22 protein-coding genes are annotated in these 26960 nt (G+C 34.6%); 9 read left to right on the top strand and 13 right to left on the bottom strand.

The annotated features are described in order from the left end of the window. Positions 1-18 precede the first annotated feature (18 nt). From KHA98_RS14800 to KHA98_RS14780, 5 genes are all read right to left on the bottom strand, one after another. Positions 19-4926: a PorP/SprF family type IX secretion system membrane protein gene (locus KHA98_RS14800; protein ID WP_213258697.1), complete on the bottom strand. Its 4908-nt coding sequence runs from the start codon at positions 4924-4926 to the stop codon at positions 19-21. Between the two features lies 1 nt (position 4927). Beyond that, positions 4928-6385, bottom strand: a complete 1458-nt coding sequence (gene sprC, locus KHA98_RS14795; protein WP_213258696.1) for a gliding motility protein SprC — start codon at positions 6383-6385, stop codon at positions 4928-4930. Further along, entirely contained in the window at positions 6382-6789 is a 408-nt protein-coding gene (locus tag KHA98_RS14790) for a hypothetical protein (RefSeq protein ID WP_213258695.1), read from the bottom strand. The genes sprC and KHA98_RS14790 overlap by 4 nt, the downstream gene beginning before the upstream one ends. Positions 6790-6887: 98 nt before the next feature. Then, positions 6888-8180, bottom strand: coding sequence for a hypothetical protein (locus tag KHA98_RS14785; protein WP_213258694.1), 1293 nt, complete (start codon positions 8178-8180; stop codon positions 6888-6890). Positions 8181-8374: 194 nt separating this feature from the next. Next, positions 8375-8827: a hypothetical protein gene (locus tag KHA98_RS14780; RefSeq protein ID WP_213258693.1), complete on the bottom strand. Its 453-nt coding sequence runs from the start codon at positions 8825-8827 to the stop codon at positions 8375-8377. Between the two features lie 434 nt (positions 8828-9261). Between KHA98_RS14780 and KHA98_RS14775 the strand changes: the two genes are divergently transcribed. The 4 genes from KHA98_RS14775 (at position 9262) to recA (ending at position 12506) form a co-directional block, all read left to right on the top strand. Beyond that, the gene (locus tag KHA98_RS14775; protein WP_213258692.1) at positions 9262-10410 is read left to right on the top strand and encodes a DNA polymerase III subunit; all 1149 of its coding nucleotides are present in this window, start codon (positions 9262-9264) and stop codon (positions 10408-10410) included. A gap of 6 nt (positions 10411-10416) precedes the next feature. After that, the gene (locus tag KHA98_RS14770) at positions 10417-10800 is read left to right on the top strand and encodes a DoxX family protein (RefSeq protein ID WP_213258691.1); all 384 of its coding nucleotides are present in this window, start codon (positions 10417-10419) and stop codon (positions 10798-10800) included. Positions 10801-10879: 79 nt separating this feature from the next. Next, the gene (locus tag KHA98_RS14765; protein WP_213258690.1) at positions 10880-11389 is read left to right on the top strand and encodes an acyl-CoA thioesterase; all 510 of its coding nucleotides are present in this window, start codon (positions 10880-10882) and stop codon (positions 11387-11389) included. A gap of 109 nt (positions 11390-11498) precedes the next feature. After that, positions 11499-12506 (top strand): recombinase RecA, encoded by a 1008-nt coding sequence (gene recA, locus KHA98_RS14760; RefSeq protein ID WP_213258689.1) that lies wholly within the window; start codon positions 11499-11501, stop codon positions 12504-12506. A gap of 519 nt (positions 12507-13025) precedes the next feature. On the opposite strand, the gene KHA98_RS14755 is transcribed toward recA, so the two are convergent. Then, complete coding sequence (locus KHA98_RS14755; protein ID WP_213258688.1) at positions 13026-13811, bottom strand: lysophospholipid acyltransferase family protein; 786 nt, start codon at positions 13809-13811, stop codon at positions 13026-13028. Between the two features lie 276 nt (positions 13812-14087). Between KHA98_RS14755 and KHA98_RS14750 the strand changes: the two genes are divergently transcribed. The 3 genes from KHA98_RS14750 (at position 14088) to KHA98_RS14740 (ending at position 16112) form a co-directional block, all read left to right on the top strand. Next, complete coding sequence (locus tag KHA98_RS14750; protein ID WP_213258687.1) at positions 14088-14465, top strand: GxxExxY protein; 378 nt, start codon at positions 14088-14090, stop codon at positions 14463-14465. A gap of 178 nt (positions 14466-14643) precedes the next feature. After that, on the top strand, positions 14644-15618 hold the full coding sequence (gene trpS, locus KHA98_RS14745) for a tryptophan--tRNA ligase (protein ID WP_213258686.1): 975 nt from the start codon (positions 14644-14646) through the stop codon (positions 15616-15618). Positions 15619-15740: 122 nt separating this feature from the next. Beyond that, the gene (locus KHA98_RS14740) at positions 15741-16112 is read left to right on the top strand and encodes a hypothetical protein (RefSeq protein WP_213258685.1); all 372 of its coding nucleotides are present in this window, start codon (positions 15741-15743) and stop codon (positions 16110-16112) included. A gap of 22 nt (positions 16113-16134) precedes the next feature. Here KHA98_RS14740 and dprA read toward each other — a convergent pair whose 3' ends face one another. Continuing rightward, positions 16135-17235, bottom strand: a complete 1101-nt coding sequence (gene dprA, locus KHA98_RS14735) for a DNA-processing protein DprA (RefSeq protein WP_213258684.1) — start codon at positions 17233-17235, stop codon at positions 16135-16137. 238 nt (positions 17236-17473) lie between these two features. Between dprA and KHA98_RS14730 the strand changes: the two genes are divergently transcribed. Beyond that, positions 17474-18439, top strand: coding sequence for an HU domain-containing protein (locus KHA98_RS14730; RefSeq protein WP_213258683.1), 966 nt, complete (start codon positions 17474-17476; stop codon positions 18437-18439). A 128-nt stretch (positions 18440-18567) separates the two neighbouring features. Next, a complete protein-coding gene (locus tag KHA98_RS14725; protein WP_213258682.1) occupies positions 18568-19014 on the top strand; it encodes a hypothetical protein in 447 nt (148 codons plus the stop codon). Positions 19015-19051: 37 nt separating this feature from the next. Here the strand turns inward: KHA98_RS14725 and KHA98_RS14720 are convergent, their stop codons facing one another. From KHA98_RS14720 to mnmG, 6 genes are all read right to left on the bottom strand, one after another. Next, the gene (locus tag KHA98_RS14720; protein WP_213258681.1) at positions 19052-19810 is read right to left on the bottom strand and encodes a hypothetical protein; all 759 of its coding nucleotides are present in this window, start codon (positions 19808-19810) and stop codon (positions 19052-19054) included. A gap of 72 nt (positions 19811-19882) precedes the next feature. Further along, positions 19883-22162 (bottom strand): helix-turn-helix domain-containing protein, encoded by a 2280-nt coding sequence (locus KHA98_RS14715; RefSeq protein WP_213258680.1) that lies wholly within the window; start codon positions 22160-22162, stop codon positions 19883-19885. A 101-nt stretch (positions 22163-22263) separates the two neighbouring features. Beyond that, the gene (locus KHA98_RS14710; RefSeq protein WP_213258679.1) at positions 22264-22839 is read right to left on the bottom strand and encodes an OmpH family outer membrane protein; all 576 of its coding nucleotides are present in this window, start codon (positions 22837-22839) and stop codon (positions 22264-22266) included. A 657-nt stretch (positions 22840-23496) separates the two neighbouring features. Then, entirely contained in the window at positions 23497-24345 is an 849-nt protein-coding gene (locus tag KHA98_RS14705) for a class I SAM-dependent methyltransferase (RefSeq protein WP_213258678.1), read from the bottom strand. A gap of 97 nt (positions 24346-24442) precedes the next feature. Beyond that, a complete protein-coding gene (locus KHA98_RS14700) occupies positions 24443-24907 on the bottom strand; it encodes a hypothetical protein (RefSeq protein WP_213258677.1) in 465 nt (154 codons plus the stop codon). A gap of 132 nt (positions 24908-25039) precedes the next feature. Continuing rightward, positions 25040-26911, bottom strand: a complete 1872-nt coding sequence (gene mnmG, locus KHA98_RS14695) for a tRNA uridine-5-carboxymethylaminomethyl(34) synthesis enzyme MnmG (protein ID WP_213258676.1) — start codon at positions 26909-26911, stop codon at positions 25040-25042. Between the last annotated feature and the right edge of the window lie 49 nt (positions 26912-26960).

The following is a 26960-nucleotide window of genomic DNA, read 5'->3' as shown; positions in this document are numbered from 1 at the left end:
TTCTAAATATATATTCTATTAATTCTCCACTTTTACGATGGCCATTTTACTATTGTATGGCTTATTCCCTTTTGCCTCCAATGCTTTTGTTGCTTCCTGCAAACCATCGAATTTTTCGTAGTAGATATAATATTTACTTGTTGTTACATTGTAAAAGAAATTAATATCTGAACGTCCTGCCGCAACGGCTTTTGTCAGGAATTGATCTCTTTTCTCAATACTATTATGAACTGCAACAATCATGTAATATCCATTTTCAGAATTTTTAATGTTCTTGATAATCTGCATATTTGACTGGTCTTCTCCAAAATCAAAATCTCTTGCTGTAAGTGGTGTACTACTCAATTTTGTAGTTTCCTTAATACGTTTAAGGGCTGCAATATCCTGATTGTATCTTCCCTGATCGTTTTCGTAAGCAGCACGTTTAATTCTACGTTTTTTCTCGATTTCAGTTTCCGTTTTAATACGCTCTAAATTCGAAAGTAACGTTGCACTGTCTTCTTCCATTTTCAACTGAGCAGCTTTCAATTCGTTTATCTTTTCAAGATACGCTCTGTTTAATGCATCATTTTTATTAGGAACTTTTTTAAGTCTGTCATTATACAGGTTTGTCAATCGGGCAATTTCATCTTTTTGATTTTTGTTCGCCTCTGCAAGTTGTGCTTTTAAAGCTTCTAACTGACTGTTTTCTGCAGCAACACTTTTAAATGGTTTTGGTTCTTTGTAGATTCCTTTTTCACTTAAATCATTCTCTTCCTTCAAGTCATTCAAATCTCTTTGTTTACTAGCTACAGTTGTATTAAACTGTGCCAATAAATCTTTTTGCGTTTTACTTGCACTTTCTATAGATAGTGTTAAATTATCTATTGCTTTTGCTGTATCGTCTTTTGGCGTTGAAGCTACTTTTGCTGCGGCAACCGCAGCAGCATCAGCTGCTAATTTTGCTTTTAATTCTGCTTCTTCTGCAAGTCTCGCCTGTAATGCTTCTGCATCTGCTTTTGCTTTTGCATCGGCATTCAATTTAGCCTGACGAGCTTCTTCATCTGCTTTTACTTTAGCATCTGCAGCTTGTTTAGCTTGTAATGCTTCTGCATCCGCTTTTGCTTTTGCATCGGCTGCTAGTTTAGCTTGCAATGCTACAGCATCTGCTTTGGCTTTTGCATCAGCTGCTAATTTTGCTTGTACTGCTTCTGCATCCGCTTTTGCTTTTTCTTCAGCTGCTTGTTTCGCTTGTAATGCTTCTGCGTCGGCTTTCGCTTTTGCGTCTGCTGCTAATTTTGCCTGCAATGCTACAGCATCTGCCTTAGCTTTTGCATCAGCTGCAAGTTTTGCTTGTAATGCTTCTGCATCTGCTTTGGCTTTTGCATCGGCTGCTAGTTTTGCTTGCAATGCTACAGCATCTGCTTTGGCTTTTGCATCCGCTACTTGTTTAGCCTGTAATGCTTCTGCGTCTGCTTTGGCTTTTGCATCGGCGGCTAATTTTGCCTGACGAGCTTCTTCAGCTAATTGTAATTCTCTTGCTTCAGCATCGGCTTTTGCTTTTGCAGTAGCTTCAGCATCGGCTTTCACTTTTGCATCTGCAAGTAATTGTGCTTGTAATGCCTGCATATCTGCTTTTGCTTTTGCATCAGCTGCAAGTTTTGCTTGTAATGCTTCTGCGTCCGCTTTTGCTTTTGCGTCTGAAGCTAATTTCGCCTGACGAGCTTCTTCTTCAACTTTAGCTTTTGCTTCCTGAGCTTCTTTTATTTTAAGTGCTTCTGCATCAGCTTTTGCTTTTGTATCGGCAGCTAATTTTGCTTGTAATGCTTCTGCGTCAGCTTTGGCTTTAGCATCCGCAGCTAATTTCGCCTGACGAACTTCTTCATCTGCTTTTGCTTTTACTTCCTGAGCTTCTTTTATTTTAAGTGCTTCCGCATCGGCTTTAGCTTTTGCATCGGCAGCTAATTTCGCTTGTAATGCTTCTGCGTCAGCTTTTGCTTTTGCATCTGCAGCTAATTTCGCCTGACGAACTTCTTCATCTGCTTTTGCTTTTGCTTCCTGAGCTTCTTTTATTTTAAGTGCTTCCGCATCTGCTTTTGCTTTTGCATCGGCTGCTAATTTTGCTTGTAATGCTGCTGCATCCGCTTTAGCTTTTGTATCAGCTTCTAATTTCGCCTGACGTGCTTCTTCAGCTAACTGTAATTGTTTCGCTTCGGCATCGGCTTTTGCTTTTGCAGTTGCTTCTGCATCAGCTTTAACTCTTGCATCTGCAATTAGTTTTGCTTGTAATGCTTCCATATCCGCTTTTGCTTTCGCATCTGCAGCTAATTTTGCTTGTAATGCTTCAGCATCTGCTTTAGCTTTTGCATCGGCTGCTAATTTAGCCTGACGAGCTTCTTCTTCCACTTTTGCTTTTGCTTCCTGTACTTCTTTTACTTTAAGCGCTTCTGCATCTGCTTTGGCTTTGGCATCAGCAGCTAATTTTGCTTGCAATGCTTCTGCATCGGCTTTTGCTTTCGCATCAGCAACAAGTTTAGCCTGACGTGCATCTTCTTCTGCTTTTACTTTTGCGTCTGCAACTTGCTTAGCCTGTAATGCTTGAGCATCAGCTTTTGCTTTTGCATCAGCAACCAGTTTTGCTTGTAATGCTTCTGCATCGGCTTTGGCTTTTGCATCGGCAGCTAATTTTGCCTGAATTGCATCTTCATCAGCTTTTGCTTTTGCCTCTGCAGCTTGTTTTATCTTAAGTGCTTCCGCATCAGCTTTAGCTTTAGCATCGGCAACTAGTTTTGCTTGTAATGCTTCTGCATCTACTTTGGCTTTTGCATCGGCAGCAAGTTTAGCCTGACGTGCATCTTCTTCTGCTTTAACTTTTGCTTCAGCGGCTTGTTTTGATTTTAATGCTTCTGCAGCGATAAGAGCTTGTCTTGCTTCTGCATCTGCTTTTGTTTTTGCATCAGCAGCTAATTTTTCTTTTAATGCAGCTTCTTCTGCCGCTTTAGCTTTCGCGTCAGCAGCTAATTTTGCTTTGTTGGCCGCATCTATATTCGCTTTCGTTTTTGCGGTCTCAGCGGCTTTTAATTTAGCTTCAGCAGCAAGTTTAGCCTGATAAGCATCTGAGTCTGCTTTTGCTTTTGCATCAGCAGCTAAAATTGACTGTAAATCGGCAGCTTCAGCTTTTGCTTTTACATCTGCTTTTCTCTTCGCTTCGGCAGCATCTGCTTTTGCTTTTGCATCTGCAGCTAACTTAACTCTTAATGCTTCAGCATCGGCTTTCGCTTTTTCTGCTGCTAATTGTGCTTGTGTTTTTTGTGGTGCTGCTGCTGGTTTATTTGCAGCTACTTGTGCTTTTGTTGCTTCAGCATCGGCTTTTGCTTTTGCATCTGCAGCTAGTTTTAATTTTTGCGCCTCAGCATCGGCTTTAACTTTATCAGCCGCTAATTGTGCTTGTGCTTTTTGTTCTGCTGTTGCTGTCGGTTTGTTTGCAATTGCTTGTGCTCTTGCAGCCGCCGCAGCATCAACCCTTGCTTTATTATCGGCAGCTAATTTTATTCTGCGTGCCTCAGCATCTGCTCTTACTTTATCTGCAGCTAATTGTGCTTGCGTTTTTTGTTCTGCACCAACTGCTCTGTTTGTTGTCGCTGTTTGTGTTCTTGCAGCAGCAGCAGCATCTGCTTTTGCTTTTGCATCTGCAGCTAGTTTTAATTTTTGTGCTTCAGCAGCATCAACTGTTGCTTTTGAATCTGCAGCTAATTTTAATTTTTGAGCTTCGGCAGCATCCGCTTTTGCTTTATTGTCTGCCAATAATTTTAATCTCGCAGCTTCGGCATCTGCCTTAACTTTTTCAGCAGCTGCTAATCGTGCTTGTTTTGCTTCTGCATCGGCTACCGCTTTTGCTTCTGCAGCAAGTCTGTTCTTTTCTGCGATCTCAGTTCTGTCAACTTGCGTAGCAGCCGATTTTGGTTTTGCTGGTACCGGTTTTGGTCTCGATGGATCTATTATAGAACCTTCTTCTTCATCTCCGTAATAGTAATTTCTATTTTTAAATCGGTAAGCAATTGCAAATTCATGAGAAGGTCCCATGTTTGCAAAATTGCCCATTCCTCTTTCATAATTATATTCAATTGCAATGCTAGGTGAAATATTAACCCCTAAACCTGCTGAAACTCCGTATAAAGTATTGTAACCTGCCTGCGCCCAAACTCCTTGTTGTAACGTTAGCATACCTAGTCCGGAAATAACTGTTTTATCTTTTTTGATTTCCGTTTTTATAATACCGGAAAATTTACTTCTGTCAAAGAAACCATAAGTATCAATATATCCTGTATACATTGCGTGTAATTCGATCGCTCTTTCCGGATCTTCTTTTACTACACCTGAACCAAAATTGTAAAGAATTAAATTGTTAACCGATAATCCAAAATCAAGAAACGTAGTTCCGTAATTGATACCTGGATTAACAGTAAGTAAAGTATTTGAAGGATAATCTCCATTCAAAATTTCAACATCATCAGATACAATTTTTCCTTTGTTAAGACCACTTTGGTAGATTCCGACGTTCATACCAAAAGTTAAATTACTGTCTTCCTGCAAAACAATGTTGTGAGCAAAATTCCCGATTCCGCCAAAAACAGTCATTAAACCATAATTCTGCTGAAATAAACCAAATGCGAATGCTTCATTTTCTCTAAAACGACCGGAGTAATTTACCAAATACGTTTGTGGCGCATTTTCAAATTGTACCCATTGTCTTTTGTTATAGAAACTTGCATAAGCGTTAGTTTCTCTCACAAAACTAAATGCAGGGTTAATTAAATATCGATTAAACTTTAATGAATTTCTTATAGGTAATGAAAACGAAACAACTCCATTCTCAGTTTTATCCTGGGAATAGAGTACATTTGAAAAACCGTAAAATAAAGTTATGAATAGTAGGATTTTCTTCATATTATTTTATCACAGTTATTGATCCTTTTTTTTCACCTGTGTCTGCTTGAATGACATAGTAATATACTGGATTTACATTTTTAAAATCAATTGCATTTTGTGGCCAATCACCTTGATAATTGACAACATCTAGAACTTTATCGCCATTGGAGCTTAATATTATTACTTTGGTGTTTTCGTTCTTGTAAACGTCCGGAATGTTCCAATATGGATGCTGGCCGCTTAACTTGACAATGTTTTGAATTACTGATGTTGGCTGCGCCGGTCCGGTAACTTTAAAATCAAATTCTTTAGAACTTGAACAACCTGTTGACTGAGAAACTTTTGCCTTATAATTACCTGGTACGGCTACCACATATGAATTGCCGTTGGCGCCAGCAATGGCATTTCCGTTTAAAAACCATTCAAAAGTCGGGCTAACAGCATCTGTAGTTATAGAAACATTAATCGTTTCTCCTTCGTCTATCGAACTAGTATCCGGGACATCTATACTAGCTGAAAAACTATTACTTTTTAAATCAATTGAACCAGAAGATACACAACCACCAAAATCTACTTCTACTGTATAAATTCCAGCCTCATTTGTTGTAATACTGCGTGTTGTTCCACCAGGGAAATTTACACCATCTTTTTTCCACAAGAACTTATTACCGTCTGTAGCTGTTAAAATAGTTCCTGAACCTGTAGAACAAAATGGGTTTCCTAAATTTGAGTTGATGGTAACTGCAGAACCAGAAGCCGAAGAGCTAACCGTAACACGGTTTGAATATGACTCTGATGTACAAGTACCATAATTTGTTTCTGCGTAATAAACTCCTTCTGCAGTTACAGCATAGGTTGATCCTGTCGCTCCAGCCACAAGGGTTGGAGGCGTTACAGGTCCATTATCTTTAAACCAGTTATAAGTTAAAAACTTAAACTTTAAAGGAGAATCATTTAACGGGGTTGTTGAATCAGCATCGATACTTAACAAATAACTACCACCAGCACAAAAAGTAGCTGTACCATTAAAATTATTAATAGTGTATTGATTGTTATGTGCTCTGTAATAGATAGGGAAAGACGTTTTTAATCCAAAAGAAACAAACTTAGGACTTGAAAAACCAGTAGTTGAAACTCTAAGACTATAACTATCTGATCCGGCTAAATCTGTAGGAACAGAAAAGTTAATCGTTTTTTGATTCGCAGCCGGATCAGAAACACTAATTGTATTTGTGGTAACAATAGTTGTAAAATTATTGGTCGAAAGTTCGACAACAAATACTGTTCCTGCCGGAAATCCTGCATAGGTAAAAGTAGCGCTATAATCGTTTCCATCCGGGCCTGCACAAATTCTGTCAAAGCCTAATTGTTGAGGGCTAATTGATTTTGTTTGCGCGTGCAGGCTCGATTTAGTAAACAGAATTATACCAAATAGAAATAAAATTTTAGAAAAAGACAAAGTAGTTTTCTGAATCATATAGTGCGTGTTCTTGCTAAATCTATATTCTCAAAAAACAAAATATCAATAAATGTTTCCGAAAAATCATACTTGTAATTCTCGATAATGTCTTTTGCAAGAACAGAATACGTTGCAGAAAGTAATTTGTTTTCGTTACACTCTGTAGATAGATTCTTATCACCAGGCGCGATAATAAGGCTATCCTCGGGGGTGGATAGCCCTACTATAGGCTGATTAGAATGATCTAATTTGCTGATAGAAACACCAGCTGAATTGTTATTTTGGTTGTTGCTAAACGCCATTGCTTTGCATAAAGAATCTGGAGAAACTACTGTTTTTCCTGTTGAATTCTGTGCATTTATTGCTATAGGCGAAACCAAAAATATAATATAAATAAAATATTTTTTTATAGTTGGGGCCATTATGTTCTGATCTTTATTTGGTCCTGTACGAGACTGACATAAATTGTGTCTGGGGACTTTATTAATAAAATTTACGCTGAAATAAAAATCGAAATAATCTATTTGTTTCCGCTAGACGCTGTAATTTTTCCTAATTGTAATCTGAAATCAGGCTTTTTAGCATTGTAAATATCAATGAATGTTTCTTTGTTATCACTTTGAGACATCACGTTAAAAAACACGCTATTACCGTACCAGCTCTCTAAATCTTCATTGTTTGAATTGTATTCTGTAAAGATATTTCCGTTACATAGGTTGAAATACATTTCTTCAAATTTGATTTTTTTAAGGTTGGCATCATTAATCTCAGTTTTACTGTCTAATAATACAGCAGGATTAAACCCAGAGATTACAGTACGCTTCATTTCAAGAGAAGCTGTTTCAGCAACATAAATTGCTTCTTTAACTAAACCTGCCTGAATATCAGCTTTAATGTTATCACTGTCATTTAGCATTGTAATATTTGTTGCAACAACAAGAGTTTGTTTTTTAGTAAAGTCTGTTTCGTTTTTCTTTTCGTAAGATTTTACCTCCATACAACGAGAACCGTCTTTGTTACTAGATAAGTAAGATGATCTTACTGCTAAAGAGTTAAATAAACGACACTGAACTCCCTGAGTAAATTTATAATCATCATTGATTGACTTGTAAGAAACTAATTTAGAAGCATTTACATCACCACCAAAGAAAGCAAATGAGTCACCACCAGAGTAGCTTACCATTACATTGTCAAGGATTGTTTTACTACCAACACCAGCTACTGTAAGTCCGTTGAAAGTATCAACACCTTTTACTTTTTTTCCAGCAAACTCTATTCTTACAAATCTTAAAATTCCTGAATTTCCTGCAGCATTGTCACCACCGTAAGTAGTAAGTGTAGGATCAAGATCTAAGTTATAAGAACCAACGTTTCCGAATTTATTGATTGGAGCATCTCCAAGAAGAACAATTCCACCCCAGTCTCCAGCTTTTTTCTGGCTGCGGTTTGAAGTAAATACGATTGGATCTGTCTCTAAACCATCTGCAACAATTTGTGCACCTTTTGTAACTACCAATGTTCCTTTTGATTCAAAATCACCAATGATTAATGTACCTGGTTCAATTGTTAAAACGGCATTATTTGTAACATATACGTTTCCTTGCAAAACATAAATATTCCTTTTCAGCAATTTGGTATTAACAGAAATATTTCCTGCTAAAATTTGGTTTGCTTCTCCATACTCTACTTTGTTAGGCTTAAATTCGGTCCAGTTGTTTAACCAATTGGTGTAGCCCATAATTCCTTTTTCTTGCTGAGCACTCATACTTGTAACGGTCAAAAGGACGCAGATCATTTGAGTAATTTTTTTCATGATAAAGGGGTGTTATTAGGTTAATAATAAATTTGGGTATGCGTAAATGATAAAAACTCATCCCGGTTTTTCTGAATCATCAGATACATCGGGAACGAGTTGATTTTATTAGCTTTTCTAAAACATTGTTTTTGTAAAATCTAAATCATCTACGTAAACACCTTCAAAAAAGTTTTAAAAATTATAGTTATTAATTACATTTCGTTCAAATCGTTGAACTCGTGTAATGATTTCAATGTACTCTCGTAAAATAAAATTGCAGCGATCAAATTACCCTTATCAGAATAAGGCATCATTTTTCTCTGAAAATCAACTGTAGTATCTAAGAAAGTTGTTGTTCCAACAGCCTGTGCATCCAATACTTTTTTGTGTTCACTATCGTCCGGAATACCTAAGTCGGCCATAGTAACACCCGGTTTAGTAACCAAAGCAATGTAAGGAAGGGTTTTCACCAAAACTTTAATACGCTCAATGTATAATTCCAAAAGTTCACCTTTTTGCATACCACTCAATTCTTTTTGATCATGGTATTTGCGAATAAGAGCCGTCGTACTAATAATGCTTCTTGGAGCATTTTTTGCCTGGGCCGAAACAGCACCAGTTGTCAAGAAAAAAAGTGTACTTAATAGAATAATTTTCCCTTTCATAGATTCTGTAATTATAATTGGTTGTTGATGAAAACAAAAATATATAAATTAACTTAAATTGCAACTTTAATGATTTCTTTTTTCAAAAAAAAAGCTTAAGAAAAACTTAAAAAATGGTCTTATGTCGAGAAAATGTGCGTTTTAACGACGTTTTTGTTAAAATTAGTCCAAGAACTACTGTAAGACAAAAGCTATTAAAAATATATTTGTTTTTACATTAATAACCAAAAAAAACGTACGTTGGTCGCTTTTTGAAAAAAAATATTAACAAAAAAGTCTTAATATCTCCTCAGGTTGAAGCATTTATTAACAAAAATCCGTTGACAAAGTGAAAGATTTGCAGCAAAAAATTTCAATTTCTCAGAAATAAAAAGCCTCTTACAAACTTTCCCTCTAAAATTTTTGACTCGACCATTTTCTTCTATCTTTGCTTCATGCAATTTTCAGAAATTTTAGGTCAGGATTACATCAAAAGCCACTTGACAAAAAGTGCAGCTTCAGGCAGAATTCCACATGCGCAATTATTCATTGGGCCAGAAGGAAGCGGAACTTTATTAACCGCAATTGCTTACGCCCAGTACATTTTATGCGGAAATACCGGAGATGAAAATGAAAACGGAAATCATTCCTGTAATTTGAAATTTCAAAACATTTCGCATCCCGATTTGCATTTTATTTACCCTACCGTTACCACCGAAGATGTAAAAACTAAACCCAAAAGTTTAGATTTTATTCAGGATTGGCGAGCCTTTATACAAGAAATGCCTTACGGCGGATTATTTGACTGGTATAAAGTTTTAGGCGTTCAGAATAAACAAGGCGAAATCAGGGTTGAAGATGCCCAGGAAGTTTTAAAATCTCTTGCCTTAAAATCTTACGAAGGTGGTTACAAAATCATGATTATCTGGATGGCAGATAAAATGAATATCGCCGCTTCAAACAAGTTGCTTAAACTACTTGAAGAACCTTCAGACAAAACCATTTTTATATTAATTTCTGAAAACGAAGAAGATATTATTCAAACCATACGTTCTCGTTGTCAGGTAATTCACTTTAACGGACTTCCCGAGAAAGTAATTGCTGAAGCACTGGTTTCAAGAGAAAATATCGATGCGAATCTAGCCAAAAAAATTGCGCATCAGGCACAGGGAAATTTCAGCAAAGCTTTGCATTTGTTAAAAGAAGATGATTCAGAATATCCTTTTGAGCAATGGTTTGTCAATTGGGTAAGAGCCGCTTTTAGAGCAAAAGGAAATGCCGCAGCCATTCAGGATTTAATTTCGTGGAGCGAAGAAATCGCTGCGCTTGGACGTGAAAGCCAGAAAAAATTCATTCAGTTTTGTATCGAAATGTTCAGACAGGCACTTCTACTCAATTATCAGGCTCCAGGTCTGGTTTATATTGAACCAAAGGTGGACAAATTTAAACTTGAAAATTTTGCGCCTTTTGTAAATGGAAATAACATTCACGAAATTTTTAAGGAACTTTCGGATGCTATGTACCACATTGAAAGAAACGGAAATGCAAAAATAATTCTTACCGATTTATCTATAAAACTAACACGTTTAATTCATAAAAAATAACCTAAAATGAATAATGTTGCCTCCATTTTTTTATTAGTCTTTTTAGCCTTAACATTTTTACAATCAGGCTATGAAAAGATTTTTTACTGGAAAGATAATGTAACCTGGCTAAAAGAACATTTTGCCAAAACACCATTAAAAAATCAGGTTCCGCTAGCTCTTTTGCACTTGCTCATTCTGGAGTTAATTTCCGGAATTTTATCTGTTGTCGGAGCTATTCAACTATTAACAAACAGCGGTCGTGAATTTGGTTTTTACGGTGCTATTTTTTCATGCATCAGTTTATTAATGATGCTTTTTGGACAACGATTAGTAAAAGATTATGATGGCGCAAGAACCATCGTTATCTATTTTATTCCTGCTGTTATGGCAGTTTACTGGTTGAATTAATCAACTTCAATTTAAAAAATAAGCCACAGATATTAATACTTTTAAATCTGTTGCAAAAACAAAATTTAGTATCAAAAAAATGAATCCAAAACATCCTTCAGAATCAGTAACTATACTTACAGATTTAGTTTTACCAAGTGAAACAAATCCATTAAACAATCTTTTCGGTGGTGAATTATTAGCCCGTATGGATCGTGCAGCAAGTATTGCAGCCCGCAGACATTCGCGCCGAATTGTAGTGACAGCTTCTGTAAACCACGTTGCTTTCAACAGAGCAATTCCTCTTGGAGCCGTAGTAACAATAGAAGCAAAGGTTTCCAGATCTTTTAAAAGTTCTATGGAAGTTTTCATTGATGTTTGGGTAGAAGACCGCGAATCAGGAAGCAGAACCAAAGCCAACGAAGCTATATATACATTTGTAGCAGTAGATGATAGCGGAACACCTGTAGAAGTGCCCGCAATTATACCGCAAACGGAATTAGAAATTCAGCGTTTTGAAGCAGCCTTGCGTCGTAAACAGCTAAGTTTAGTACTTGCAGGAAAAATGAAACCTTCTGATGCAACAGAATTAAAGGCTTTGTTTTTATAATGAAAATTGTGACAATTTGGAACAATTACAAATGATGAAACTTCAAAAAAAGAAGTATTTTTACCAATTCAAGTGAAGATAAAAAAACAATCTAGATAATTAAGAAAAGATGAGTTCAGACAAAGAAGCCAAATTAAAAGCGTTACAATTAACGCTTGATAAACTTGACAAAACCTACGGAAAAGGAACCGTAATGAAAATGGGCGACAGAGCCATTGTGGAGGTAGAAACGATTTCTTCTGGCTCTCTTGGTGTTGATTTAGCTCTAGGGGTAAACGGATATCCAAAAGGAAGAATTATTGAAATATACGGGCCAGAATCGTCTGGTAAGACTACATTAACCCTGCATGCTATTGCCGAAGCTCAAAAAGCAGGCGGAATTGCTGCCTTTATTGATGCTGAACACGCTTTCGACAGAAATTATGCTGAAAAATTAGGCGTAGATATCGAAAACCTGATTATTTCTCAACCAGACAATGGTGAGCAGGCTTTAGAAATTGCCGAGAATTTAATTCGTTCTGGAGCTATCGACATTGTGGTAATTGACTCTGTTGCAGCTTTAACTCCAAAAAGTGAAATTGAAGGAGAAATGGGAGATTCTAAAATGGGTCTTCACGCTCGTTTGATGTCTCAGGCATTAAGAAAATTAACAGGAACAATTAGTAAAACAAACTGTACTGTTTTCTTCATCAACCAGTTGAGAGAGAAAATTGGTGTAATGTTCGGAAATCCTGAAACTACAACCGGAGGTAACGCATTGAAATTTTATGCATCTGTTCGTTTAGATATTCGTCGTTCTTCTCAAATTAAAGACGGAGAAAATGTTATCGGAAACAGAACTAAAGTTAAGATCGTAAAAAACAAAGTAGCACCACCTTTTAAAACGGCAGAATTTGATATTATGTACGGAGAAGGAGTTTCTAAAACAGGTGAAATTCTTGACTTAGCAGTTGAATTTGAAATCGTTAAAAAAGCAGGATCTTGGTTTAGCTACGGAGATACAAAATTAGGACAAGGACGTGATGCGGTTAAATCTTTAATTAAAGATAATCCGGAATTAGCTGATGAATTAGAAGTTAAAATTAAAGCACACATCAAAGAACTAGCAAATGCTTAAAACTATATAAATCTGTATTTTACAGTATTTTTATCACAACCCGATTGGACTTTAAAATCTAATCGGGTTTTTTATTGAAAAAAAGTAAAAAAAACACGCAACCATTTTAAAAAGCATTCATCTATTAAAGAAATGCGATTTGTTTGGAGTAGCATTCGCGGTTTTTTTTAGAATAAATTTGGTTTGTTATTTAATTAAAATCCGTTAGTTTTCAAGGGCTAACGGATTTTTTTAATTTTTTTTCAAACAAAATCAGGTTTTCAACGCAACCATTTTCATTTTTTACTCTCTGTATATTATGTGACGTTAACTTGAGTTTAAATAATTAAACTCTTTATTATCAACCAAATAATATTTTAACCATGAAAGAGAAAATAGAATTGCTGGTGAATAAAAACCGAAAAAAAACAAGACTAAAGTTTAAAAAAGTATTACGTTTTATTTCAGAAAAAATAATACACAGATAAAAATTTTGAATATAAATAAGGGGTTATTTTAATTCAAAAAAAACCCGACAGATTAAATTTTGCCGGGTTTTATTATTAAGGATTCTTCCTTGAGATCTTCTTTTCCAAACGCTAACAATCCGTTATAAATTTTCTGTCTAACCTGATCTTTAAGTTCTTTTCTGTTATCGTTTGTGAGATGAGCAGTTTCTACAAAAGGCAGGATTCTAACACGCATTTTACCGGGACTTCCGCTTAAAAAAGTATACGAGAAACGCTCTTTGTTATCGGCAAAAACAATCGGAACAATTGGAATTTGATGTTCAATTGCCAATCTGAAAGCGCCATCTTTAAACTCATCCAGCAAAACCGATTCATCATCCGGCACTCCTCCTTCAGGAAAAATACAAATACTTAAACCTTGATTCAAACGGCTTTGTGCTCTTTTGAAAACTTCATTTTTACTTTTTGAAGAGTTTCTGTCAACCAAAATGCAGGTTCTTTTGTAGAAAAATCCAAATAACGGAATCTTTACCAGTTCTTTTTTTCCAACAAAAACAAAAGGATTTCGAACAACAGCCAGCATCAGCATAATATCTGTCATCGAAGTATGGTTTGCGACAATCATATAGCTTTTATTTTTAATAAGCTTTTGTTCGCGCTTCACTGTGTAGTAAAACCCCATGCCGAAAAGGATAAATTTAGCCCAAATGCGGGCCATTTTGAAAAAATAGGGATATCCCCTTTCCGACGCAATAGAAATTAGCAAAAACGGCAGCATAATCAATATCGGAATGGCCATTAAAACATAAAACCAAACCCGCCATAAAACCCAAAAAGCAATCTTTAATATTTTCATAGTTTCAAAAGTAATAAAGAGAAATGAATATTTTGTTACTATTTTAATGTCAAAAAGTAATTCTGTTCTTTTTTATTTCGCAGAGTTCACAGAGTTTTTCTCGCAAAGCACGCTAAGTTTTTTGAGAAAATGCAAAAGCATAAGTTCACAGAGCTTTGACTACTGTTTTTTCCCTAATTTTTTTATATCCAAAACTTTACGACAAAACATACACAATCTTCGGGTAATATTAATTATATTTATAAGTAAAAACTCGTTAATTTATAAATTTCTATTATGAACGAAAATGAAATATCAACCATAATAATTGGTCTCGCTATCCAAATACATAAAACAATTGGCCCCGGATTATTGGAGAATGTCTACAAAGAATGTTTGTTTTACAAAATTAAGCAACGTGGTCTTCAAGTTGAAAAAGAAAAATCAATACCCTTAATTTTTGAGGAAATCAAATTAGACTCCAGTTATCGTATTGATTTATTGGTTGAAAACAAATTTATAATCGAAATTAAAGCAGTTGAATCTTTAACCGTAAATCATTTAGCTCAAACATTAACCTACTTACGATTGGGAAATTATAAACTTGGACTATTAATAAATTTTAACGAAGCACTTCTCAAAAACGGCATTAGAAGAGTCGCAAACAACTTATAGACAAACTCTTTGAGACCTCAAAAAACTTAAAACTTAGCGTACTTTGCGAGAAAAACTCTTCGAACTCTGCGTAATACCAGCACAATAAAAAAACTTCACTTTACTTTGCGCTTAAAACTTAGTGCCCTTTGCGGTTATAAAAAACTTCACGACCTTTGCAGCTAAGAAAAAAACTAGAATGGCAAAAATACTTACTGGTGTTCAGAGTACAGGAACGCCACACTTAGGCAATTTACTGGGAGCAATTATCCCTGCAATTGAATTATCGAATAATCCCGCAAACGAATCATTTTTGTTTATTGCAGATTTACATTCGATCACACAAATTAAAGATGGTAAAACATTAAGAGAAAACACGTATAGTACTGCAGCTGCATGGCTTGCGTGTGGTTTAAATCCTGATAAAGTTACCTTTTACAGACAATCTGATGTGGCTCAAACGGCAGAATTAACCTGGTATTTAAGTTGTTTTTTTCCATTTCAGCGTTTAACGTTGGCTCACTCTTTCAAAGATAAAGCCGATCGTCTTGATGATGTAAATGCCGGACTTTTTACTTATCCGATGTTAATGGCGGCTGATATTTTACTTTATAATGCAGAATTTGTTCCTGTTGGAAAAGATCAAATGCAGCATTTAGAAATTACTCGTGATGTTGCATCTCGTTTCAATCACCAGATGGGGGAAACATTTGTAATACCCGAAGTAAAAGTTCGTGAAGATATCATGCTAATTCCGGGAACAAACGGAGGGAAAATGAGTAAATCTGCCAATAATATCATCAATATTTTCCTGGATGATAAAACTTTACGTAAGCAGGTTATGAGCATTGAAACTGATAGTACTCCTCTTGAAGATCCTAAAAATCCAGACACTTGTAACGCTTTTGCAATTTATTCTTTATTGGCAACTGAAGTTCAGATTGCCGAAATGAGAGCTCTTTACTTAGGCGGAAATTATGGTTATGGACATGCAAAACAAGCTCTTTTTGAATTAATTACTGAAAAATTTAAAACAGAAAGAGAGAAATATAATTACTATATCAACAATCTTGAAGAAGTGGATACTTTACTAAAAAAAGGCGCAGCAAAGGCATCTGTTGTTGCCGACGCAACTTTAGCAAAAGTTAGAAATGTTCTTGGATTTGAAAAGTAAAAACGATACTAAACCCGGCAGAAAATCAAAAATCTGCCGGGTTTTTTATTTAAAAAAACATCAAATTTCTAAAAACCGAAAGAATTAATAACTATGTAACTACCTTTCATTCAGATTGCTACATGAAAAAAATATTCACCGAATATATGTTTCTTCTGCTCACAGTGCTTTTTGCGCTTGGGTTTACATTAGCCTATTTATTTGGAAATATGGAATCTTACGGAATAAATAAAACAGTTGGTTGGGCTTATTCAATTAATAATCAGGTACTAATTTCTCTCATTTTTTCTTTCTCTCAAATTATTTTTATCCTTGGCTATTTAATAATTTTTCTTCTGAAACGAAAAACCAGTTTCTACATTTCTTTAGCACATTTTGAACTCATTATCATTACTTTAGCTTTAATGTCTTTCGAAAATTTTATCGCTAGTTTAGTTACTTCAGTACTCTCTTTACTTTTGTTTTTTGTAGCAATTTTAAAATCTCATAAGTAAAATTACTGGTCATTTATTTTAATTAAACAGCTTCAAATATTTTACCGGGCAATGGACGTATAACTCCTTTAAGCTCCATATTTACAAGGGTTCCCGAAATTCTAAAAATGGGCAAATCACATTCAAGTGCAATGATATCCATCATCTCTTTTCCGTTTTTTAGCAGAAAATCATAAATCTTTTGTTCATCAGCTTCAAGCTCGATAAAGAGTTGTCTCTGAATAGGTTTCGGCTTATTATTAATATCCCAGTTTAAAACATAAATAAGATCTGCGGCGCTTGTTAAGGCACTTGCTTTTTGTGTTTTAATCAAGTCATTACAACCCTGACTGTAGCGATCTGTAACGCGGCCAGGAACGGCAAATACATCCCGATTATAATCATTGGCCAAATTTGCGGTAATAAGTGATCCTCCTTTATCTGCAGATTCGATTACAATAGTTGCCTCACTCATTCCCGCTACAATGCGGTTTCTTCGAACAAAATTTTCCTTATCCGGATTTGAAGAACTCCAAAACTCGGTAATAAAACCGCCGTTTTCTTCCATTTTTGCTACATATTTTTTGTGCGTTTTGGGATAAATCTGATTTAGTCCATGTGCCAGAACACCAATAGTTTGCAAATTATTTTCTATTGCCAACTGATGTGCCACAATATCAACTCCATAAGCAAATCCACTAACAATAACCGGATCAAGGGGCGCGAGATCTTCAATAAATTTTCGACAAAACTCAGTTCCATAAGATGTTATTTGTCGTGTGCCTACTATACTAATAATCTTTCTATTTTTCAAATCGATATTTCCCGATGAAAAAAGCAAAACAGGCGAATCTATGCAATGTTTAAGACGATCCGGATAATTCTGATCCTGAAAAAAAGAGACTTTTAATCCATCAGCTTTAATAAATTCTAATTCAAGACTTGCCTTCTCAAAAATCGTTTTATCTTTTAAATTCTTTAATAAAACAGTACCAACTCCATCTATAGCAGCAATTTGATTTGATTTTGCTTTAAAAACCGCCTCAGCAGTTCCGCATTGAGTTAATAACTTTTTGGCCATAATATCCCCGACTCCATCCACTTTTAGTAGTGCTAATAAATAGTATAATTCCTGATCTGACATTGGCTTAAAATATTATGTAAAATAGAATAGAAAAAAGTTTTATTTCAGAACTGCAAATATGCTAAAAATAAAGTAATTTCTTAATAAATAGATAATATTTAGTAGCCATTAATCTTGAAAAACTAATAACATAAATACTAAACTTCTGGAAACTAATTGTATATAAAAAAAGATCAATTGTTAATAAAAATTGTGAATAAAATTTTGATAACTATATTCATTAGCTAACTTTGTTACTATGAAAATTGAAACCTACATCGGACAGTTATTGTATCGTTATCAGTGTGTAACGGTTCCAGGATTTGGAGCATTCTTAACAGAAATTCAGTCGGCACAGCTGAATGAAAGCACCAATTCTTTTTTTCCACCGAAAAAAATGATTTCTTTCAACAGTCATTTAAAAAATAATGATGGCTTGTTGGCTAACCATATCGCAAATGCAGAAAAAACTTCTTATGGTTTTGCTGTAAGTGCTATTGCTTTTGAAGTGGCTAACTGGAAGAAAACTCTGGAAGAAAACGGTACTATTTTTCTAAAGGGAATTGGTGAAATTCGTTTTAATTCGGAGAAAAATATCATATTCACTCCTAACGATCAAATCAATTATTTAGCAACTTCGTTCGGGTTAAGTCCGTTTGTTTCTCCGATGCTTAAAAAGGAAATTTTCGAGAAAACAATCGAAGCAATTTCAGAAAGAGAACCAATCGATTTGTATGGCGATGAAGAAGGAAAATCGTCAAATTCTTTCTTAAAATACGCTGCAATTTTTATTCTTGGTCTTGGAATTACAGGAAGCATTGGTTATCCATTATACCAAAATCAAATTAACACTAAAACTTTAATTGTTGAAAGTGCTGTTCAGAAAAAAGTACAAAACAAAATTCAGGAAGCCACTTTCTTTATTCAGAATCCTTTGCCGGCTGTAACTTTATCAGTTGATTCAGCGAAAGTAGCCGTTGCAGAAACTAAAGTAATGTCCTATCACATTATGGCTGGTGCATACAGAAGCGAACAAAATGCAAGAAAAGCTTATAACCAATTGATAAAAGATGGTTATGAAGCCCGAATGCTGCCTGAAAACAAACATGGATTATTTCCGGTGTTATACGGAAGTTATGCAACAATGTCTGAAGCTGAAAAAGCACAAAAAGAAATACAGAGAGGCGAAAATCCAGAAGCCTGGATTCTTGTAGAAAATTTATAAAAAACAAAAAACCTATTCGTAAAGAATAGGTTTTTTTGTGACTTATTCTGTCCTTAAAAAAACCTAATCCAACCCTTGTTTTATAAACCCATATCTATTTTTGTTCTAAATCTTTAAAGAACAAAACAATGAAATGCATAGCAAAATTACTTTTCACTTTAGTACTAATTTTAGTCTCAAATTTTACATTCTCTCAACAAGCAATGACTCCAGAGCGGGCTCAGCAAATCGCTTTATCAAAATCTGATACTGAAAGCATGAAATCATCACAGGATTATCTTAAAAAACTCGAAGATGAACAAAAAAGGCTTAAAAAAGAGCAAAACAAAACAGAAAAATATCAAAAGGATTTAAAAAGCGCTCAAAAAGATATTGAAAAAACGAGCAAAAAAATTGAAAAATTAGAAGCTCAGAATCAAAAGGTTTCAAACAGAATTACCACCAGTACACTTTCTGTCGAAGATGCCCAGAAACAACAAATAAAGTTAAAAGAAAACGAACTTGAAATTCAGAAACTTAAACTTAAAAAAATTGACCAGCAGAAGAAACTCGAAAAGATAAGTAGACAATCATAATAACAAAAAACCTATTCATCTGAATAGGTTTTTTTGTTTATCGTGAAACAATTTTCGCATCTTGTGAAAGAATTACTTTCTTGGATTGATAAATAACTAACCTTGCAGATGGAGAATTCTTTTCGCCTAAAACGATGATCGCGCATTCGTACAAGTAATTATCTTTTTTAAATTCATACTGATGATTTCCGCCAGACCCTTCGACCACAAGTTCACCACCATTTATCACTAAATCAGGCTTTTCAGTCATTTCCTTTTTAATCGACCAGGATGCATAACGGTAATTATTGTTCCCCAAATTATCAATTCTGATTTTAAATTTGGACGTTTCTAACACACAAATTGGACTTTGAAAAAAGGCAATACTTGGGTCCAACTTTTTCTTCTGATCGGCATTGAGTTTGCTCTTAAGATCATTTTCAAATTTTGACTGATAATTTACTGCGATCAGTTTTCCATCAATATCCAGCCAAATATCACCCTGATTAAGCATTAAGCCGCGCCACCCCATATCTGACCAGTTTTTTAAAGGATCAGATTTTACAATTTCATTTTTTAATGTAGTGTCAAATACCTCAGAATATCGTTTTATAAAATCTGCCTTATCATTAATATCGGGAATTGGATATTCTCTTTTGAGCGGATAAGAAACCATCTCACCGAGTGCTTCTTTGTTATCCGTTTTAATAGTATTAATAAAAGTTTCGATGATCGTTTTGTACTCCGGTTTCAAGTCCTGACAAAAACTATTGCTGAAACAAAAAACAACAAACAGGGAATAAATTAGCTTTCTCATAAAATTTCTATTTTACATAATGTTTTTATAGTATATTGAAAATGAAAACACTAAGTTACAAAATCTGAAAAACTAATTTATACTGGCCTTGAACATTTTAAGTTCATCCCAGGTAAATTCATCTCCATGTTTTTCTTTTAATCCGTTTAGAGATTCCTCCTGATAAAACTCGAAAGCATCACGAAGCGCCAGAATTTTGTCATCTGGAAGCACCTCTGCAATATCTACTTTTCTAGCCTGAATAAGTTTTATCAAATGCATTTCTACAGTTTGTACCGTCAGTTTTCTGATGCGTGCAATATCCTCAACAGAATTTTTTTCTAACCAGAGATCGTGCGTCTCTTCTACAGTCGTCTTTTTTGGGCCTTTTTGAGCTGTTTTATCAACTTTTTTAGCTGTATACCGTGTTACGGGTTCATCAACCTGAAAAATGTCTGTATTGGTCATTTTATGCTCTTCGCGAATTTTTGAAACTTTATCAGTTTTATAATTCTTGATGGCCGGAGACGTTAATTTTTCTTTGCAGATTGTTTCATGTGAAACCACAATTTCAATCAGCAGTTTTGCTTTCATCAGACGCAAAACTGCTTTAGTTTGTATATCATCCAAAAATGTCAGTTCTTCGTAAAACTCTTTAACTTTTTTAAATTTCTGAATTTCAGCCATTTTACTCAAAAGATCCGAAACCAGTTTATCCATTGGCTTGAAGAAATAATCATAGGCTGCCTCTACTCTTTCCTGAACAAAATATAAATCAACAGCCTCTTTACTAAAGATTTTATTAAGCTGTTGAATGAATTTTTGCGACGGATCTACAAGTCCGTCAATAATCTCCAGTCGCTTGTGAGCCCAGACCGCATGTTTACCTTTTTCTGAACCAGTTGCATTTTCATTATAACTAAAACGATGATTGCGCCATTCTTGCGCAAGATCTGTCCAGTTAAAACTGTTAACCAAATAGTTATGAATAAAATTCTTGGTTTCAAAATGCAGCGAATTTTTCAAAACTTCTTCGGTGGCTTTATTCAAAGCATAATCCATTACATCCTGATCGTTCGAAAGTCCGTTCATTTGTATCGGAGAAAGCAAAATAAGCCCGTTTAAGGACGTTAAACGTGAAAGTGCAACATATGCCTGTCCGGGCAGAAAAACTTGCGATACATCGAGCGCAGCTTTCTCAAAAGTTAAACCCTGACTTTTATGAACCGTTATTGCCCACGCGAGCTTGAGCGGATAATGTGCAAATGTTCCTAAAACTTCTTCTTCTATCTCTTTTGTCTGTTCATTTACCTTGTAGCGAATGTTTTTCCATTCGTACTTTTCTACTTCGATTGTTTTGTTCTCTTCCGGAAAATGAACAAAAATTTCTTCGGGCGAAAGTGATTTTATAACCCCCATTTTTCCGTTAAAATAACGCTTTTCAAAAGAGAGATCGTTCTTTACAAACATGACCTGCGCACCAACTTTAAGTTTTAGATTTTCTTCAACAGGAAAAATTTTCTCTGGAAAATCACCAACAACAAAAGGCTGAAAAGCATATTCATTTCCTGATAAATCATTGATTGCTTGTTCGTTGATTGCATCTGCTTTTGCATTATGTGTTGTCAACGTTATAAATCCGGGATTCAGTTTTAAATCAAAATCCGGTTTTACATATTGATTTAAAACCTGAACATCTTCTTTGGTAATCTGGTTGTTACGAAGATTGTTTAAAACAGATATAAAAACATCATCGCTCTGACGATAAATTTTAGATAATTCAATATACAAAGGCGGATTCTGCTGCATTACATGCGAATGAAAAAAGAATTTCCCTTTGTAATAATTACGCAAAGTTCGCCATTCTTCATCCCGAATTACCGGTGGTAATTGCAGTAAATCTCCAATAAAAAGTACCTGAACGCCACCGAAAGGCTGGGTGCTTCTACGAACAGTCTGCATCATAAAATCTATAGCATCCAGTAAATCAGCGCGAAGCATACTGACTTCATCAATAATCAGTAATTCCATACTTCGAATCACATTTCGCTTTACATTATTCATTTTAAAATGCCTGCGAAGTGATTCTTTATTCTCAAATTTTACGGTTTCGGTAAACTGAGAACTTTCCTGATAGGTTGGAATAAAAGCCGAAAATGGCAACTGAAACATAGAATGAATCGTAACTCCTCCTGCATTTAACGCCGCAATACCCGTTGGAGCTACTACAACAGTACTTTTATGGGTTGTAGCGATTATTTCGCGCAATAAAGTAGTCTTTCCTGTACCCGCTTTACCGGTAAGAAATATTGATTTTTGCGTTTGATTTATGAATTGTAAAGTGTAAGCTGCAGCTTCTGAAACGTTTTGCATTAGGCGTTTATTAAATGCTAAAATTAGCGCATTTTTATAAAAGAAAAAACCTAAATCCTTATGAGATTTAGGTTTTTAAAATAGTTAGTTTTTTGGGCAGTTTATTTTTTAGCTTCCTCTTTTACAGCTGGTTTAGCTTCTGTTTTTGGAGCAGCCTGATATTTTTCATTCAAAGCTTTAATGATATCTTTTGTAATATCAAATTTGTCTTCTGCGTACAAAATCGTTGCAGCATCACCAGTTCCGTAGATGTAAGCGTAACCGTTTTTCTTACCGTATTCTTTAATGAATTTTTTAACTCCACTTACAAGAGAATCCATTTCTGTACCACTTTCTTGTTGTAATTGCTGAGATAAAGCTTGTTGAGCATATCCTAATTGTTGCTCTCTTTTTTGTAACTCAGCACCTCTTTGTTGTGCCCATTGCTGACCATTTGCCTGCGCCTGGCTTTGAAAATTAGCAGCGTCTTGTTTAAAACGAGTAATTTCAGCTTGCAGTTGTCTTCCTTTTTCCTCAGCCTGAGCTTTGTATTTAGCCTCAAGGTCTTTCGCTTCGGTGTACTCTTTCATTAAAACCGAAGTATCTACGTAAGCTGTTTTTACTTCCTTAACTTCTGTTGCTTTATTACACGAAACAACCGAAATTGAAAGTGCGATAATTACTAATGCTTTTTTCATTTTCTAAATTTCTAATTTTTTTAAGTATTGAAGACAAAAATATAAAAAAATAAATAGCACCAACATAAAGTTTAAAAAATGCCCAAATTTTATGATATTAGTTTTATTTATCGACTAAAATTAAACCATAAAATCTCACTATTAAAAGTGGCTTTCATAGCTTTTTTTTAAGCGGTTTTCTAAAAAAAGACAACACAAACCCTCGTTACTACTCAAAACTTGCTTTAAATACGCTTATTTTAAGTTTTAACCGTTTTCTAGCATTAAAATCTCCAACGAAATCTTTTTGTGGTCGAAACTTTAAATTTTGAAGTGATCAAAAAAAAGAATGAACATAATTTACCCTTTTAATTTTGCAATTTTCAAAATTTGATAAAAATTTAAAATTTCGTCGTTTTAAAAAATGCTAAAAAATTTGCATTTCAATTTATCTTCAATTTTTTTCAGCTAAAATTTAAAAACAAAAAAACAGCGTAAAATTTCGAAATTTCACACTGTTTTTTCAATATTGTTTTTATTTATGGAGGGTGTTTTTACTATAAAATATCACTATTAAAAGTGACTTTCACAGCCTTTTTTAAAGCAATCTTCTCTAAAAAGACAACACAAACCCTCAATTACTACAAAAAAGTGCTTTAAATGCGCTTACTTTGCGTTTTACTTGTTTTTTAGGACATAAATGTGCGACGAATACTCTTTTGTACTTGCCGCTTTTAAATTTGATCTTAAACCGATAAAAAATGCGCTGATGAAATTCATTTTTCCGCTTTTGTATTTTTCAGATAATAAACTAACGTAAAATGAATCAAATTTCATTGGCAATACTTTTTCCAGTTTCATATCAACTTTTTCAAAAAGTGATTTAATTGCTTTTTTTGAAAAATGCCAAAAATGAATTGGCACATCAAAAGCTGCCCAAAATTCTCCGTAATGTTTTGCATCAAAAGATTTAAAATTTGGAACCGCAACAATTAATGTTCCAGTTGGCTTTAATAAACGCTTCAATTCCTGAATTTGAAATTCTAAATTTGGAACGTGTTCCAAAACGTGCCACATCGTAATTACGTCGAAAGAATTATTTTCAAGTTCACTGATTTCTTCAACAAATGAAATTCCTTTTTCCTTGGCGATATTTTTTGCTCGTTCGCTTGGTTCTACTCCAACAGTTTCCCAACCGTTATTTTTTGCTGTTAATAAAAAATCTCCTGTTCCGGCACCAATGTCTAAAATTTTACCCTTTTTGGTTTGTTCTGAATTAATCAAATTCAGTTTATTTTTTAAAGCAATATTTTTTACAAAGTGATATGCTTTTTCAAACAATGAACGTTTGTTGTCTGTGTGCGAAATATAATCTTCGCTTTCATAATATCTTCCAAGATTTTCTAAATCCGGTTGTGGAGATGTAATTAGCATATCCAGATTTTCATCATAATACAATTCAAAAATTTCTTTAGAAACTGAATGATCTTTTACAGTCAGAAAATGTTTTTTGTTTAAAACGTCCATTTTTTAATTACAGGTATTTTGGTTTAATTTCATAGCAAACCCTAAAAGCAAAATAATTGCTTTTAGGGTTTCTGTTTTTAATATTTATATTTTTCTTTTATTGTTTCCAATTTATTTTTACGGCCGACAATTTTTCGTTTTCAATTCTAATTTCCGGAATAATTGCAAAACCATTTTTAAGATAAAACTGCATCGGAGATTTATAAAATGTTCCGTCTTGTTTTATCTCATTTTCATGATCGGTCACCCAACCATTCAAACTTGTATTTTTACTTTTTATTTCATTGAGCAAAACAGAACCATTCCCTTTGCCTTGAATTTTATGATCCAGAATTAATCCGAACCAAATTTCTTCTTCTCTCAAAAAAGTATAAATCCAGCCATTGACCTGATTTGAATCATCAACCAACAAATAATGATTTATATTTAAAAGTCCCTTTAAATAAAAATCAAAATCTTCAGTAGTTTTATATATCAATTTTACTGAATATTCCTTATTCCAAAGTTCTCGTAAAACTTCTTTTTCTTCTACAGATAATTTATCTTTTTGAATAATCTTCATAATACAAATTTCAAAATAGTTTCACGTGGAACAATTTGCTTTTTGTTTCAAGTTTAAAGTTTCAGGTTTCACATCTCAATCAAAACTTGAAACTTGAAACTTGAAACTTGAAACAAAATAAACAAGTATAAGTTATCTTCCCATATAAATCAAAAGCACGGAAATATCACTTGGTGATACTCCGCTTATTCTTGAAGCTTGCGAAATTGTAACCGGGCGAATTTTACCTAGTTTTTGTTTTGCTTCAATCGACATTGATTTGATTTTGTTATAATCGAAATTCTCCGGAATTTTCACTTCTTCTAAACGAGTTAGTTTATCCGCATTATTTCTTTCCTTCTCAATATATCCTGAATATTTCACTTGAATCTCTGCTTGCTCTAAAATTTCCTGATCCACATCATTTGATTCGATATACTCTTTTACTTTTTCAAATTTCAGCATATCATCCAAATCAATCTGCGGACGCGAAAACACTTTAAACATTTTATCGCCTTGTGTAATCGGAGCAGTTTCTTTCGCTTCCAAAATTGGATTGGTCTCTGCAACTGAAACACTCGTTTCTCTAAAGAACGCAACCATCTTTTCAGACTCGTTTAATTTTTGCTCCATTCTGCGTAAGCGCTTTTCTGAAGCTAAACCAATTTCGTGCGACATTGGCGTTAATCTGAAATCGGCATTATCCTGACGCAACAATGTTCTATACTCTGCTCTTGATGTAAACATACGATAAGGTTCTTCTGTTCCTTTCGTAATCAAGTCATCGATCAACACTCCAATGTATGCTTCATCTCGTTTTAAAATCAAAGGCGCTTTTTCATGCACTTTTAAATGCGCGTTTATTCCGGCCATCAAACCTTGAGATGCTGCTTCCTCATATCCTGTTGTTCCGTTAATCTGTCCGGCAAAATATAAACCTTCAACAAGCTTTGTTTCCAAAGTATGTTTTAATTGTGTCGGTGGGAAATAATCATATTCTATTGCATAACCCGGACGGAAGAATTTCACATTCTCAAAACCGGCAACAGTACGTAATGCTTTAAACTGAATATCCTCCGGAAGAGAAGTCGAAAATCCGTTTACATAAACTTCACAAGTATTCCAACCTTCCGGTTCAACAAATAACTGGTGACGCTCTTTATCAGCAAAACGATTAATCTTATCTTCTATCGAAGGACAATATCTTGGACCGATACTTTTTATACGACCGTTGAACATTGGCGAACGATCAAAACCAGATCTCAAAATATCATGAACATCCAAAGACGTGTATGTCATGTGGCAAGATCTCTGATGCGTTAAAGGAGTTGTCAAATCAGAATAAGAAAACTTATCCGGTTTTGCATCTCCCTTTTCTTCGTTCATTTTAGAATAATCCAAAGAACGTCCATCAACTCTTGGTGGTGTTCCCGTTTTCATTCTTCCTGCTTCAAAACCTGCCAAAACTAAATCTTCGGTAATTCCTGTTGCAGCACTTTCACCAGCTCTTCCTCCACCGAACTGTTTGTCTCCAATATGAATCAAACCATTCAAAAAAGTTCCGTTTGTCAAAACAACAGATTTCGATCGAATTTCAATTCCAAGCGAAGTTCTGATTCCTTTTATCTTTCCGTTCTCAATAATTAAACCTTTCACCATTTCTTGATAGAAATCCAAATTTGGAGTTCCCTCCAACATCATTCTCCATTCTTCAGCAAAACGCATTCGATCACTTTGAACTCTTGGCGACCACATTGCAGGACCTTTCGATTTATTCAACATCTTAAATTGAATCGCCGTTTTATCTGAAACAATTCCGGAGTATCCTCCGAGTGCATCAATCTCACGAACAATCTGTCCTTTTGCAATTCCTCCCATTGCAGGGTTACAAGACATTTGTGCAATGTTCTGCAAACTCATTGTAACCAGCAAAGTTTTAGAACCTAAATTTGCGGCCGCTGCCGCGGCCTCTGAACCAGCATGGCCGGCTCCAACCACTATAACATCGTATTCTTCTAAAAACATTTTGTTTTATTATTCTCTGCAAACCGTTTAAGGCGATTCTCAGAATTAA

The sequence above is a fragment of the Flavobacterium branchiicola genome (assembly GCF_018383905.1).
GTDB lineage: Bacteria > Bacteroidota > Bacteroidia > Flavobacteriales > Flavobacteriaceae > Flavobacterium > Flavobacterium branchiicola.
The sequence above is the reverse complement of the archived record's forward strand: the minus strand, read 5'-3'. Positions and strand labels throughout refer to the sequence as shown.